We start from the raw sequence: 14586 nt of genomic DNA, 5'->3' as shown, positions 1-14586 counted from the left end.
TGCTATAACCACCTATTCAATTTGTGTATGATGAGTTCTAAACTATGAGTCTATGAAATTGCTTATTAGGATAGGATTACCCGAATTGGAAGGAGATATGCACTCAGGCAGCCAATTTCTGCTTGCCAATCCGGGCATTCTCCTTATTCGTTCTCGCGCCAGACATCGGCTCCTAAACTGCGAAGATTACTTACGAGGTTGTCATAACCGCGGTCAATATACTCTACACCTGTCACTTCAGTGATACCTTCTTCAACAGTAAGACCTGCAATCACCAGGGCTGCGCCTGCGCGGAGATCAGCAGCCTTCACCTTGGCCGCATTCAGCGGACCGCCTTCAATGATTGCGGAACGTCCTTCCACACGAATCTTAGCGCCCATGCGGACCAATTCAGGAACATGCTTGAACCGGTTGCTGTAGACGAAATCGCTTAGGACGCTAACGCCTTCAGCCTGAGTCAGCATACTCGTCATTGGAGATTGCAGATCAGTCGCGAAACCGGGATAGATCAGCGCCTTGACATCTGCGTGCTGGTACTTGGCCCTGCCGATCACCCGGATACTCTCATCCAATTCTTCTATGTCTACTCCCATTTCCAGCAGCTTGGCAGTGAGTGCCTCCAGATGCTTGGGAATCACGTTATCAATTAAGACATTGCCCCGCGTAGCCGCAGCGGCAATCATATATGTTCCAGCTTGAATACGGTCAGGAATGATCGAATGGCGGCAGCCGTGCATTTCACTTACGCCTTCAATCCGGATCGTTTCGGTACCGGCGCCCTTAATAACAGCGCCCATGGAGTTGAGCAGGGTAGCTACATCTATAATCTCAGGCTCTTTAGCCGCATTTTCAATAATTGTAGAGCCTTTGGCACGGGAGGCCGCGAGCATAATGTTAATAGTGGCACCGACACTGGATACATCCAGATAGATCTTAGCACCGCGCAGTTCTTTGGCATACAGGTGAATCGAGCCATGGTCATTGGTAACAGTCGCACCAAGCGCCTCAAAGCCTTTGATATGCTGGTCAATCGGACGGGGCTCAAAATTACAGCCGCCGGGTAATCCAATGGTCGCTTCCTTAAACCGGCCCAAAAGTGCGCCCATCATATAATAAGAGGCCCGGAGCTTTTTCACCGGTCCGTTAGGCATGGGAATGGATACGATACGGGAGGGATTAATTCTCATTTGGCTGCCTGTCCAAGACACGCTCGCGCCAAGCTCCTCCAGAATTTCGGAGTAAACGGCAACATCACTAAGCGCAGGCAAATTATCCAGCACAACTTCAGACTCCGCCAAAATTGCTGCAGGAATAAGCGCAATAGCGCTATTCTTTGCTCCGCTGATGGTAACAACGCCCTCTAGCGGACGTCCGCCGCCAATCATTAATTTTTCCATAAATTTATCTGGTTCCCCCTACGTGTATTGCAGCTTGTTATGGCAATACCAGTTGTGGCTTAAGGTGACAAAAGGACTACTTGTGATTGGTGATTAGAAGAAGAAACGGCTGCGCCGTCCTTACCTGAAGGACGGCACCCGTTTCTGAGGAAAACGAAATGGCTTGTGCGGAAAAACGTTATGCGGCAGGGTATTAATTAGGCTTTGTTGCTGGATCCGAATTCGCGGATTTTGCCGATAACAGTCTGCTTGATAGCATCGCGGCCTGGTGCGATAAATGTACGCGGATCGTAAGCATCCGGCTTAGCAGCAAGAACTTCGCGAACAACCTTAGCGAACGCGATTTGGTTCTCAGTGTTCACATTGATCTTGGAAGTACCCAGGGAGATGGATTTCTGAATGTCATGTACCGGGATACCAGTACCGCCGTGAAGTACAAGCGGAAGGTTAACTGCATCGCGAATTTCTTCCATTTCCTTGAATCCAAGGTTTGGTTCGCCCAGGTAAGGACCGTGTACGGAACCCAGTGCAGGAGCCAGAGTGTCGATGCCTGTTTCTTTAACGATGCGTACGCATTCGTTAAGGTCAGCGTATTGGATGCCGCCGATAACGTCATCTTCCTGTCCGCCTACAGTACCAACTTCTGCTTCTACAGATACACCTTTAGCGTGAGCATAGTCAACGACTTTTTTAGTCATTTCAATGTTCTCGTCGATTGGGTGGTGGGAGCCGTCGATCATTACGGAAGTGAAGCCGGCATCGATTGCATCTTTACATTTGTCAAAGCTTGAACCGTGGTCCAAGTGGATGGCTACAGGAACGGTGATTTTCATGTCATGAATAAGACCTTCAACCATCTTAACTACTGTGGTAAAGCCGCCCATGTGACGAGCTGCGCCTTCGGATACGCCAAGGATTACCGGTGACTTCTCTTCTTCTGCTGCACCAAGAATCGCTTGCGTCCACTCCAGGTTATTGATGTTGAACTGGCCAACTGCATATTTTCCTTCAAGTGCTTTGGTCAACATGTCTGTCATAGATACTAATGGCATGGTTTCAATCCTCCTAAAATATTGGGTTGCTTATATAAGCCGACATCACATACAGGCCTATTATAGCACATCCTGTGTTAAATACTAAATAGGATACACAAAAAAATGTCCCGGTGGGACGATATACAGCCAACCCTTTGCCGGCGGATCATTTCCTCTTTTAGCGTATCCATAACAGGATGTCCCCAAACTCTATTTTTCTAAGCTAGCTGCATTGGTCAACTGATTTGTTGTGCAGGTGCATATTGACGGCAACGCGCATCTCATCGATATCAAACGGCTTGGTAAAATGCATCAGGGCTCCCAGCTTGGTCGCTTCCTTAATCATGTCCAGCTCTCCGTAGGCCGTCATCATAATGACCTTGATCGCCGGATTAAGCTCCTTCAGATGCTTGAGAATCTCGAGTCCGTCCATCCCCGGAATTTTCATATCCAGCAAAACCATATCCGGCGATTCGTTCCTGACAATGTCCAGCGCCAATTTCCCGTTAGCTGCCTGAAAGGTGGCATAACCTTCACTATTGAATACTTCCATGAGAAGAATCCGGATTCCATTCTGATCGTCGACGATTAACACTTTCTTCTTTTCCATACGATACCCTCCCAGAGTTTAAGGCAGATTGTCCATACCGCGCCCTCTCAACAGCTAACGGCCCCGCTTCAACTTAGTCTATACGAAACCTATTATTCGTGGTTTGCAGCCAAAATCCTGCTAATTGGCTAAAATGCGTAAATCTATGCCATATAAAGGAGGATTTTCGGTGAAAAAGCGGGAATACAGTCCCCTTGCATTCAGGAAGCTATTATGCAAAGCAGGTCTTCAAAAAAGAAAGCCCCCGTACCGGGAGCTCCCACAGGCCTGTCTGGCCTATTCATTCTATAGTTACATTTGCTCGGAATGTGTAAGCGAGGCTTTGACAAATTCACGGAACAGCGGTTGCGGACGGTTGGGACGGGAGGTGAATTCCGGGTGGAATTGCACGGACAGGAACCACGGGTGACCCGGCAGCTCGACAATCTCCACCAGACGTCCATCAGGAGAGGTACCGGAAATAACCAGACCTGCCTTCTCCATCTCATCACGATAAGCATTGTTGAATTCATACCGGTGACGGTGACGCTCATAGACCAGCTCATCGTCATAGCAGGACATAGCAAGGGAATCCGGCAAAAGCTTACAAGGATACAGGCCAAGGCGCATCGTGCCGCCCATATCTTCGATATCCTTCTGCTCTGGCAGAAGGTCAATCAGCGGATGCGGAGTCGAAGGATCAATCTCGGAGCTGTTCGCTCCTGCCAGTCCCAGCATGGAACGGCCGTACTCGATGACAGACACCTGCATTCCCAGGCAAATGCCGAAGAACGGAATGGACTGCTCCCGCGCATAGCGGATGGCCGAGATCTTGCCTTCGATTCCCCGGTCGCCGAAGCCGCCTGGAACCAGAATGCCGCCGATGCCGCCCAGCAGCTCGTCCACATTCTCATCGGTTACCAGCTCTGCATCGACCCACCGGAGCTTCACTTCGGCATTGGAGGCAAATCCGGCATGGGACAGGGATTCAACAACACTCAGATAAGCATCGTGCAGCGCCACGTACTTGCCGACGATAGCAATCTCAACGGTACGCTCCAGCTTCTGAATCCGCTCCAGCATGCTCTCCCATTCACGCATATCCGGCGCAGGAGTAGTCAGCTTCAAGTGGTTGACGACAATCTCATCCAGACCTTCGTCGCGCAGATTCAGCGGCACCTCATAAAGCGTCGCGGCATCGCGGCATTCCACAACGGCGTTCTCATCGATATCACAGAACAGAGCCAGCTTGGCTTTCATATCGTTGGTCAACGGATATTCCGTACGGCATACGATCACATTGGGCTGAATCCCGATGCTGCGCAGCTCCTTGACACTATGCTGGGTCGGCTTTGTTTTCACTTCTCCGGCTGCTTTGATATAAGGAATCAGGGTCACGTGAATGTACATGACATTCTCCCGGCCGATGTCGCTCTTGATCTGACGGATGGCTTCCATGAACGGCAGACTCTCGATATCGCCCACGGTGCCGCCGATTTCGGTAATGACTACATCCGAGCCGGTCTCACGGCCCGCACGGAAGACACGTTCCTTGATTTCGTTCGTAATATGCGGGATAACCTGCACGGTTCCCCCAAGATATTCTCCACGGCGTTCTTTGCTGATGACCGAGGAATAGATTTTGCCTGTGGTTACGTTGCTGTTCTTGGACAGGTTAATGTCAATAAACCGCTCGTAATGCCCAAGGTCGAGGTCGGTCTCCGCGCCGTCATCGGTCACGAATACTTCCCCGTGCTGATAAGGACTCATCGTTCCCGGGTCCACGTTAATGTAAGGATCGAATTTCTGGATCGTTACCTTGAGACCTCTGTTCTTGAGCAGTCTGCCCAGCGAAGCAGCGGTAATGCCTTTGCCAAGGGAAGACACAACGCCACCCGTTACGAAAATATACTTTGTCACTGTAAAACCCTCCTAAATAAAGTCCAGAAATTCAGGGGACGCTTGCCCCTTATCGTATCCCTTTTTTCCATCATCCAACCGGGGAACCCGAAAGTTGCTTCCACCCGCCAAAATTCAAGGCCGGCAGCCTGGAAATCGCGGAAAACCGCAGCTTCTTGGCATACAAATTAAGCGAAGCTTATTCTTTCTTATCTTGTAAAAAAACAAAAAAGTGACACCCGTAGACCCGGGGCACTTTTTATTTTAGAAAACAATATTAACTTTCATTATAAGCCCATGCAATAGTTTACTCTGAGCGTCCCGCCCCTGTCAAGGGAGGAATTGCGCCCCTGCAAAGACTGTTCTAAAATTTATCTTCCTCGTCCTCATCGTCGGCATCGTCTTCTTCGCCGTCTTCGGAATCTTCATCATCCGATTCGTCTTCGTCAATGTCGTCTTCATCAATGACTACATCTTCGTCAACTTCCTCTTCGCTGTCGTCGTCAGAATAGAGGTCGTCGCGATCTTCATCAATCGCATCGAAATCCTCTTCCTCAGCAGCATAATTCTCTTCTTCATCGGCAAAATCGTCATCTTCCAGATCGTCGTCTTCATCGTTGATGATCCGCACGCGCTTGGTGTTGCCGACAGGGTCATCGGAGCGTTCGAGCGGGTACCAGCGCTTCAGGCCCCACAAGTTGGTTCCGACACAGGCAAAACGCCCGTCAATATTAATCTCGGTATATAGCTGGGCGATCGTATCTTGGCTCTCTTGATCGGTCAACCCGCGCAGCTTGGCAACCTCCACCATCAGATCACGGTAGTAGTAAGGCGTATTAGCTGCCTTAAGCACCAGGAAGGCCAGGTCTACCATCGGCATTTCTTTTACTTTCTCAGGGTCCAGCTTTAAATTGAGTGGCGTACTCACTAAAGGACACTTCCTCTCACGCATTGTTCACATTAAATCATGCTTCATTCATGATATCCATTAACAAAACTAAGTAAAACCTATTTGCGGGTAAATTGCAAGTCTATTGCAGCAAGATCCGGGAAACGGAATCTGCGGCCCTGCCGCTGGATGAAGGCTTGTCCGCCTGGGCGGGGCAATAAATGGGATGAGCATGGAGTGACTAATACAAGTGGAAACGACTTTACTGTCCTTTTAAAGGACGGTACCGTTTCAGCGAGAAATAGAAGGATAAATTATCGTGTGAAACCTATAATTTCTTATATTTTTCCCAAAAAGGCGGAGGGGGGTACCCCTCCGCGCATGACTGTATCCACGCCAAGGATCGGCTCCTTACGGGATGTTGCAGGGCACCTCGCGGTTCCCTCTGTTTATTTTATGTAAACTCCAGCCTTTTGACACGATGGGCAGCCTATTTCGTTAAAAAAGGGCAAGTTCCCATTCGGACACCATCCCCCTTTCATACAATATGGCAGCACGGCACCGAGGAGGGGACGGCGTAACCTATGGATTATTACGGATTTTGGCAGATGCTGCTTGAAGAAATGAAGGCTGCCCCCAAAAGTGCACCGCGGCACATTGTGACCTTCAACGACCCCCGCATGTATGCCGACGCACTGTCGCAGTGGAAATCTCTGAAAACTAAAAAGCCTGGTCTGCGGCAGGTTCAGGTCTCTACGCTGATTCAGGCTTTCTTCGTGCCCGCCGCAGGAGCAGAGCGGCTGATGAACCGTTATGCGGATTCCCTCTGTATAGAAGCAGACCACCGGATTCAGGTTCATTCGCCCTTGGCGGACAAAAGCGGTTCCGCCCTGATGCCCTGGGGAATCAGGGCCATCCGCGCTCCACAGGCCTGGTCCAGATCGACTGGCGTCCATGTGAAGATCGGCGTCATTGATACAGGCGTCGATTTCCGCCATCCCGATCTCAGGCATTCTCTGGCCTCCGGGGTCAACCTGCTGAACCGCGGCATGATGCCGCTGGATGACAACGGACACGGCACGCATATTGCCGGTACCCTGGCGGCAGCCGGGGGCTCACGCAATATGATGGGCGTAGCCCCCCGGGCGCTGCTCTATCCGGTCAAGGCCTTCGACCACAACGGCTCCGCTTATGTGTCGGATATTGTCCTTGGCATCGATTGGTGCGTGCAGAACAAAATCGATATCATTAATATGAGCTTCGGGATGAGGAACCGGAGCAAGGCTCTGCATGAGGTGGTGATCAAGGCCTACCGGGCCGGGATTGCCATTATCGCTTCCTCCGGCAACGACGGCAAGCGCGGCGGGGATTACCCCGCGCGCTATCCGGAGACTATTGCCGTAGGCGCCCTTGATAGAAGGCAGCGCGTCGCCGCCTTCAGCAACCGCGGACCGTACATTGATGTGTACGGCCCAGGCGAGGGCATCCCCTCCTGCTGGCTGCGGGAGGGGTACAAGGAAATGAGCGGCACCTCCATGGCGACCTCCCATGTCACCGGTGCCGCGGCCCTGCTGCTCGCGCTGCGGCCGGGGCTGTCGCCCCGCGAGCTGAAGCTGCTCTTGCGCCGCTCCGCTTCGCCGGTGCGGCTGCGTAAGGGCCAGCGCCGCTCGTCGCTGGGCGGCGGCGCGGCCGATGCACTGCAGCTGCTGCGCGCAGGCATCCGGGCCCGGCGGGGCAACGGCAGCGCCAGCAGCACCGCAGGCAGCGGAGCGAAGGCCGCTGCTGTGGCGAAGGCTTAAGGTGCAGCAGCATAGCATAATGACAAGTGGAAACGGCATGGCCGTCCTTGTAAAGGACGGTACCGTTTCAGCGAGAAATAGAAGGATAAGTTATCGTGTGCAACATATAATTTCTTATATTTGACCAAAAACGCCGCCCCCATAAAACAGGGGCGGCGCTTTCCAAGTATAGTTACATCCGGTCCGGTGCGGTAACACCGACCAGCCGCAGGACGTTGGCAATGGCCGTACGTGCTGCGCCCAGCAGGGCAAGGCGGGCTACTGTCTGAGCGGCATCCTCAGTGATCACGCGCTCTGCCTTGTAATAGCTGTGGAACAACGAAGCCAGGTCGTATACATACCGGACCAGACGGTGCGGTGCATAGCCCTCGGCAGCAATGGTAATCTCCGCAGGCAGTTCACCGATTTTGCGCAGCAGATCATATTCATGTACGGCGGTCAGCTTGCTGTAATCAATCTGGGCTGCATCCGGCACTACAATCCCTTGCTCCTCCGCTTGGCGGAATATGCTGCAAATCCGCGCATGTGCGTATTGTACATAGAATACAGGATTCTCATTGGATGTCGAAATCGCCAGATCCATGTCAAAGTCCAGATGCGAATCCATGCTGCGCATGGTGAAGAAGTAACGGATCGCGTCGATTCCTACTTCATCCATCAGGTCTTCCATCGTGACGGCTTTGCCGGTACGCTTGGACATCTTAACCTTCTCGCCATCCTGGAACAGGCTGACCATTTGGGCGATCAGCACCACGAGCTTCTCGGGATCATTACCGAGCGCCGCCATAGCCGCCTTCATCCGTGGAATATAGCCGTGGTGATCGGCTCCCCAGATGTTGATCATCGTGTCGTAGCCGCGGCCGTATTTGTCGCTGTGATAGGCGATATCCGGTGTGAGGTACGTATACGTGCCATCGTTCTTGATCAGCACGCGGTCTTTATCATCGCCGTATTTGGTGGTCGCAAGCCAGGTGGCGCCTTCCTTCTCATAGACTTCTCCGCGCTCACGAAGCTCATCCAGGGAACGCAGCACTTCTCCGTTCTCATAGAGGGAGGTTTCACTGAACCAGATATCGAAGTTGACCCGGAACCGGCTGAGGTCGCGTTTGATTTTGTCGAGTTCCTTGGCAAGCCCGTAGGTACGGAAGAATGCCGCCCGGTCGCCCGGTGTCATAGCCAGCAGAGAATCGCCCTTCTCCGCCACCAGCTCCTTGGCGAAGCCCTTGATATCCTCTCCATGATAACCGTCCTCCGGCATCTCGGCCGGCTGGCCCAGCTCCTGCAGGTAACGGGTCTCGATGGATTTGCACAGATTGGCGACCTGGTTCCCGGCATCGTTAATGTAGTACTCGCGGGTCACGTTGTAGCCGGCATAATCCAGCACGTTGCACAGGGCATCGCCGACAGCAGCGCCGCGGGCATGTCCCAGATGAAGGCTGCCGGTAGGGTTCGCGCTGACGAACTCCATTTCTACACGCTTGCCCTGGCCTATGTTCACACGGCCATAACCGTCACCCTGCTCGGCCACAAGTGCGATCACGGGGTAGAGATAGCTTTTGGACAAAGTAAAGTTAATGAAGCCCGGTCCGGCAATCTCCGCCTTCTCAATGGAAGCGCGGCCCGTATCCAGGTGCTCGATAATGGCCTCGGCGATCTGCCGGGGATTACGCTTAGCGATCTTGGTCAGCTGCATAGCAGCATTCGTAGCCATATCTCCATGGGCCTTGTCCTTCGGCACTTCCAGCACAATGGCCGGCAGCTCTTCGCGGGACACCAGACCTGCGGCTACAACCGCATCGGCGACGGCCTCCTTCACCCGTTCATGGGCAAGCTGGAGCGGATTTAAAGATTGTGTCATGATTGTGGTTCCTCCTGTATATTCAAACTTATAGCGAACTGTCCTGTTACTTCTCCATATACGTAGAGATCATATTCCCATGAAACGGCAAGCGATCTTCCTTCGCGCTTGATGTCCAGTGTCTTCGTGTCTGTGGTGAGATTGAACTGTGTATAAGGCGAGCGGTAGAATCCGGGCAGCGGTTGCCCCGGCTCAAAGGACTGCTCCGACTGGACAGCACCATGGCGGATCAGCTTGATTCTGCCCTCTGAAATCTTCAGCGTGTTGCGTACCGCGGCCACTGCGCCTTCGGGTCCGGTCTGCTGCTCTTCATAAATAATGTACAGCGACTGTCCCTTGGCAATAGCCTCACCTGCAGCATGCACCACACTGCGCTCTGTGCCCTGCACACTCTCCAGCGTTACCGAAACGCCGTATTTGCCTTGCGGTCCTTCAGTCATCACACGTTCCCCGCTTATTCGTACTTGTAATCATAGAGGTCATATTCGCTTTCCCATTGTACACTATATCCAGATCAGGAGGGCAATTCAATCGCTTTTTCATCTGTCCTGGCCCTCACAGCGGCAATAACGCCACACTCTCCCTGCCGCGAAGCTGGCTGATCATCGATGTCCAGGCTTCCGGCTTGTCCGCAAGCACGGCGTAATAACGGGTCAGGAAATCGGCCACCAGCGGCGCTGCGATGCTCTCCAGCTCCTCATCTCCGGGCATGAAGCAGAGGTCCAGACCGGACACCGCTTCGCCATCCCCCTGCCAGGAAGGGTGGACATAGGGAATATCTATTCTTTTATAGCCCAGATGCGACAGAACTTCACGGCGGACGTACGGGTCCATCGGCTTAATTCCGCCAAAATCATACCCCACACGGTACGGATCATAGATCTCAGCGAACATCCCCAGCAGCTCCGTATGATTCTCAGCCGCCAGCTTCTCCAGATCCTTCAAGCGTTGACGCGCCAGAAAACGGCCAATGCCCAGCCCTTCCCGGCCAATAATCGTGAAATCGGTCATCGCCACATTCCAGTCGGCATAATAACGGTATTCCGTAGTGCCTACAACCGTCCCTTCATGTACGGCAGCGAACACGCGTATTCCCGGATCGGCAAGCGGCTCCTTCCACAGGCTGTACTCCAGCACTTCCTCAGGCGGAAATACCTCCGACAGCAGCTGATGCACCCCTCTGAACAACGGGTCGTCAATATCTGTAATTCTTCTATATTCCATAATCAAGGGATCTCCTCCAAGTGATAGGCTGTATTCATTTATTGAAAAGGATTCCGCCATTCCATCAGCGCTGCGTAATTCCCAGATTCCTCGTCCTCCAGATAACCCGCAACCACACTGACCGGAGACCGCCCGCACCGCAGCAGAAAAGTAATCACCGGATCAGACCAGCTTCCGGCAACAACCCCGGCTAAATACTCTTCTGCTGTCATCTGACCGGCCACCCGGTGATAGCCCGGCATCCGGCCCGCTCCCAACAGCCGCTCCAGCTTCTGTTCCACGACCACATGGTATAACGACTGGACCAGCTCTTTGCCCAGACCCAGCTTGCGGTATTTGGGACGGACGCACAAATCCGCTATGTACAACGTGTTCCCGTCCGGCTGATGCGAAGTAAGGTATCCGTCTGCCGTAACCTCTGACCACGTATGATGATGCATCGGCGCCTCCGGGTCGAAATTCATCAGGAATCCGGTAACCGATCCGGCCAGCTCCCCGGCCACCTCCACACATAAAGCCCCTTCCGGAAAAAGTGTCACGTGATTCAGCAGCTGCTCCCGGTTCCACCACAGCTCCGCAGGATAAGGCGGCGGGAATGCCTCGGACTGGATCGTGATGAGCTCGGTGAAGTCAGCTTCCGTATAGGAACGGATCACCGCAGGGACCGGCGTCTTGCCGTCCAAAGCGTAGAACTTCTTATAATACATCCGTTTGTCTCCCCTTTACGTCCAGTCGGTGTACAGATCGGTGCGGCGGTCACGCCAGGTGGTTACAGACCCGTGTTCCCGGACGCGGTACAGCAGATCCAGATCCAGATCGGCGGTGATGATCATATCATGGTTAATCTCCCCTTCGGCCAGCAGACCCTGCGGAGGGAACGGGATGTCATTGGGTGTAATTACTGCAGCCTGACCGAAGTTGGCCCGCATCAGGTCAACGGTAGGCAGCGATCCTACGGTCCCGGTCAGCACTACATAGACTTGATTCTCGATAGCCCGGGCGTGGCTCGTATACCGTACCCGGTGGAAGCCGTGGCGGTCATCCGTGCAGGACGGGCAGAAGATCACATCTGCGCCCTTGGCCCGGGCCATGCGCACAATTTCAGGGAATTCAATGTCATAGCAGGTCAGCATGGCAATGGTCCCATGATCTGTCTGGAATACCTGAAGCTCCTCACCCGCCCCCATATTCCAGCCCTCTACCTCGGCAGGGGTAATATGCAGCTTGGCCTGCTCGGCAATTCTTCCGTCCGGGTAAAAAAGATGGGCTACATTATACAGCTTGCCGCTGCGCCGCAGCACATGGGTCCCCCCAATAATATGTACCACATACTTCTTCGCGTACCCGGAGAACATCTCCAGGTAACGGTCTGTGAACTGCGGCAGATCCTCTATCCCCAGCGCTCCCCCGTCTTCGCCTCCGATCGACATCAGCTGTGTCGTAAGAAATTCAGGGAAGAGGATAAATTCAGCGCCGTACTCTCGGGCCGTCTTGATGTATTGCTCACACTCGGCAGCAAACTCCCCGAAGGAAGAGATGGTGTGCAGATGATATTGTACAGCAGATACGCGAAAAGCCATGGCGGCAGTCCTCCCGGGCATGATTGTTACATGCATTTTCATAAGTATCTAAAATTTTACCATAACCGTTCACAAATTCACACATGGAGCAGCGTGCGCAAATGCTCACCTGTTCCCGCCGGGTTCGACAAGATCCGCTTTCTCTGCCAATGGTGAATATCTCCTCTCATCCTTTCCCATAATGAGGAATACAGGCAGCGGCAGCCCTCATGGTGCCAGCCTGTGTAACTGCTTGAATTCGAAGGAGCCTGATACCATGACGCGCGATTCTGCCACACCCAAAGTCCGCAAACGCCGCTTCCGCCTGCTCTTTCGGCTACTGGTTGTCTCCGCCCTGCTGTTCCTGCTGGCCGCCGGCGCTCTGCTTGGATACCTATATCAGAAGCCGCTCCCCCCGCTTGGGGATGATGTCCGCTCCAGACTGCTTGACGTCAGGGGCAATGTGATGACCACCTTCACTACAGACGGCCGCAGCCGTGAGCCTGTTGAGCTTAACCGGATCTCTCCGCTGCTCATCAAGGCCACGCTGGCTGTGGAGGACCGGAAATTCTATAATCATATCGGCTTTGATCTGAAAGGCATGGGGAGAGCGGTACTCGCCAATCTGGAGGCGGGCAGACGCACGCAAGGGGCCAGCACCTTAACCCAGCAGCTAGCACGCAATCTGTACCTGACCCATGAGAAAACCTGGACCCGCAAAGCCAAGGAAGCGCTATATACCCTACAGCTGGAAATGAAATATTCTAAGGATGAAATCCTGAATATGTATTTAAATGAAATCTACTACGGGCACGGCGCTTATGGGATCGAGGCTGCAGCCCGGATGTATTTCGGCAAAGCTGCCGCAGATCTGGATCTGGCGGAAAGCGCACTGCTGGCCGGAGTGCCCAAGGGACCCACCTATTATTCTCCTTATAATCATCTGGACAGCGCCTTGAAACGTCAAGGCATCATCCTGGCCGCCATGGTCGATACGGGGGATATTACGGAGTCGCAGGCACAGGAGGCTGTTAAGGAGCAGTTGAAGCTGAGCCCGCAGGGTCAAAAAGATACCACGGTGGCTGTACCCTATTTCCGCGATTATGTGCGCAGCCTTGTGATCGACAGCCTGCATATCAGCAGTGACGAGCTGGACCGGGGCGGGCTGAATGTCTATACGACGCTTGACCCGGATATGCAGCAGGCTGCGGAAGCGGCGGTGGATCAGGGTATGGACCATAGCAGCGAGCTGGAAACGGCCCTGGTCTCCGTTGATCCCCGCACTGGCTACGTGAAGGCTATGGTCGGGGGCACGAATTACCGGACCAGCTCCTTCAACCATGTGCTGGCGAAGACGCGCCAGCCCGGATCTTCCTTTAAGCCGATTATGTATTTGGCGGCGCTGTCGACTAAAGAAATGACCGGTTTGTCCGTCTTCAACAGCCAGCCAACGCTATTCCATTATGATAACAACCGCAAGACATACCAGCCCCGGAACTTCGGGGATAAATATCTGGGAGAGATTAATATGCGGCAGGCCATTGCCGCATCCGACAATATCTATGCAGTGAATACCATTATGAAGATTGGGGCAGATAAGGTCGCCGCTATGGCGGCCGCCATGGGCATTAACAGCCCGCTGCAGAGCGTTCCTTCGCTTGCGCTAGGAACCTCGCCTGTCAGCCCGCTGGAGATGGCCGCAGCCTTCGCAGTGATTGCGAATGACGGAGTGAAGCAGCCGGTCACTGCAGTCCTGAAGATCACGGATGCGGGCGGACATCTTCTCTATGAAGCTCCGCAGCCCGAGGGACAGGCCGTCGTTGAGCCAGCAGCAGCTTACGTGTTAACCCGGCTGATGGAGGGGGTCTTCGAGAGCGGAGGCACCGGGAACCGGGTGGCCTCGATGATCAAGCGTCCGGTGGCCGGCAAGACCGGTACTACAGATACCGACGGGTGGATGGTAGGCTTCACGCCTGAGCTCTCAACCGCCGTCTGGGTCGGATATGATAAGGGCCGTGATATTGCGACCACCGACGGCAGACGGGCAGCACCTATCTTCGCCGGATTCACGGAAAAAGCACTGGAGAATGTGCCGCCGAAGATTTTTCCCATTCCCGATGGCGTAGTCAGCGTATATATCGATCCGCTGTCCGGCATGCTGGCTACAGCAGACTGTCCGGAGAAAAAGCTGGAGACCTTCATCAGCGGCACAGAGCCTACCGGATATTGTGACCAGCATAGCTCTGGTGAACCCGGTGCTTCCGGTCCTGTCAATCCGGTCAAGGAAGAGCATTCCCTCTGGAATAATATCAAGCGCTGGTGGATGAACTAACCGGGG

The 14586-nt window shown here is 53.6% G+C and carries 12 protein-coding genes; 2 read left to right on the top strand and 10 right to left on the bottom strand.

The window, feature by feature from the left end:
* Positions 1 to 143 precede the first annotated feature (143 nt).
* The 5 genes from NYE24_RS20745 to rpoE form a co-directional block, all read right to left on the bottom strand.
* Positions 144 to 1397 (bottom strand): UDP-N-acetylglucosamine 1-carboxyvinyltransferase, encoded by a 1254-nt coding sequence (locus NYE24_RS20745; RefSeq protein WP_036698893.1) that lies wholly within the window; start codon positions 1395 to 1397, stop codon positions 144 to 146.
* 197 nt (positions 1398 to 1594) lie between these two features.
* A complete protein-coding gene (gene fba, locus NYE24_RS20740) occupies positions 1595 to 2449 on the bottom strand; it encodes a class II fructose-1,6-bisphosphate aldolase (RefSeq protein ID WP_036698894.1) in 855 nt (284 codons plus the stop codon).
* A 205-nt stretch (positions 2450 to 2654) separates the two neighbouring features.
* Positions 2655 to 3041 carry a response regulator gene (locus NYE24_RS20735; RefSeq protein WP_036698896.1) on the bottom strand — a complete coding sequence of 129 codons (387 nt, stop codon included), beginning with the start codon at positions 3039 to 3041 and terminating at the stop codon, positions 2655 to 2657.
* A gap of 291 nt (positions 3042 to 3332) precedes the next feature.
* Entirely contained in the window at positions 3333 to 4940 is a 1608-nt protein-coding gene (locus NYE24_RS20730; protein WP_036698897.1) for a CTP synthase, read from the bottom strand.
* Between the two features lie 343 nt (positions 4941 to 5283).
* Positions 5284 to 5847 (bottom strand): DNA-directed RNA polymerase subunit delta, encoded by a 564-nt coding sequence (rpoE, locus tag NYE24_RS20725; RefSeq protein ID WP_036698899.1) that lies wholly within the window; start codon positions 5845 to 5847, stop codon positions 5284 to 5286.
* Positions 5848 to 6392: 545 nt separating this feature from the next.
* On the opposite strand from rpoE, the gene NYE24_RS20720 reads away from it, so the two are divergent.
* Positions 6393 to 7607, top strand: coding sequence for a S8 family peptidase (locus NYE24_RS20720; protein ID WP_342476551.1), 1215 nt, complete (start codon positions 6393 to 6395; stop codon positions 7605 to 7607).
* Between the two features lie 172 nt (positions 7608 to 7779).
* On the opposite strand, the gene argS is transcribed toward NYE24_RS20720, so the two are convergent.
* From argS to NYE24_RS20695, 5 genes are all read right to left on the bottom strand, one after another.
* Complete coding sequence (argS, locus tag NYE24_RS20715) at positions 7780 to 9465, bottom strand: arginine--tRNA ligase (RefSeq protein WP_036698900.1); 1686 nt, start codon at positions 9463 to 9465, stop codon at positions 7780 to 7782.
* Positions 9462 to 9905 (bottom strand): DUF1934 domain-containing protein, encoded by a 444-nt coding sequence (locus tag NYE24_RS20710; protein ID WP_036698902.1) that lies wholly within the window; start codon positions 9903 to 9905, stop codon positions 9462 to 9464. The genes argS and NYE24_RS20710 overlap by 4 nt, the downstream gene beginning before the upstream one ends.
* Before the next feature lie 115 nt (positions 9906 to 10020).
* A complete protein-coding gene (locus tag NYE24_RS20705) occupies positions 10021 to 10689 on the bottom strand; it encodes a GNAT family N-acetyltransferase (RefSeq protein WP_342476550.1) in 669 nt (222 codons plus the stop codon).
* Positions 10690 to 10727: 38 nt separating this feature from the next.
* Positions 10728 to 11396 carry a GNAT family N-acetyltransferase gene (locus NYE24_RS20700; protein ID WP_036698904.1) on the bottom strand — a complete coding sequence of 223 codons (669 nt, stop codon included), beginning with the start codon at positions 11394 to 11396 and terminating at the stop codon, positions 10728 to 10730.
* A gap of 15 nt (positions 11397 to 11411) precedes the next feature.
* Positions 11412 to 12269 (bottom strand): carbon-nitrogen hydrolase family protein, encoded by an 858-nt coding sequence (locus NYE24_RS20695; RefSeq protein WP_036698905.1) that lies wholly within the window; start codon positions 12267 to 12269, stop codon positions 11412 to 11414.
* 256 nt (positions 12270 to 12525) lie between these two features.
* On the opposite strand from NYE24_RS20695, the gene NYE24_RS20690 reads away from it, so the two are divergent.
* On the top strand, positions 12526 to 14580 hold the full coding sequence (locus NYE24_RS20690; protein WP_342476549.1) for a PBP1A family penicillin-binding protein: 2055 nt from the start codon (positions 12526 to 12528) through the stop codon (positions 14578 to 14580).
* Positions 14581 to 14586: the final 6 nt, after the last annotated feature.

This window comes from Paenibacillus sp. FSL H7-0350, from assembly GCF_038593195.1.
Lineage (GTDB): Bacteria > Bacillota > Bacilli > Paenibacillales > Paenibacillaceae > Paenibacillus_AQ.
Note: the sequence above shows the minus strand (reverse complement) of the source record. Positions and strands in the feature narration are given on the sequence as shown.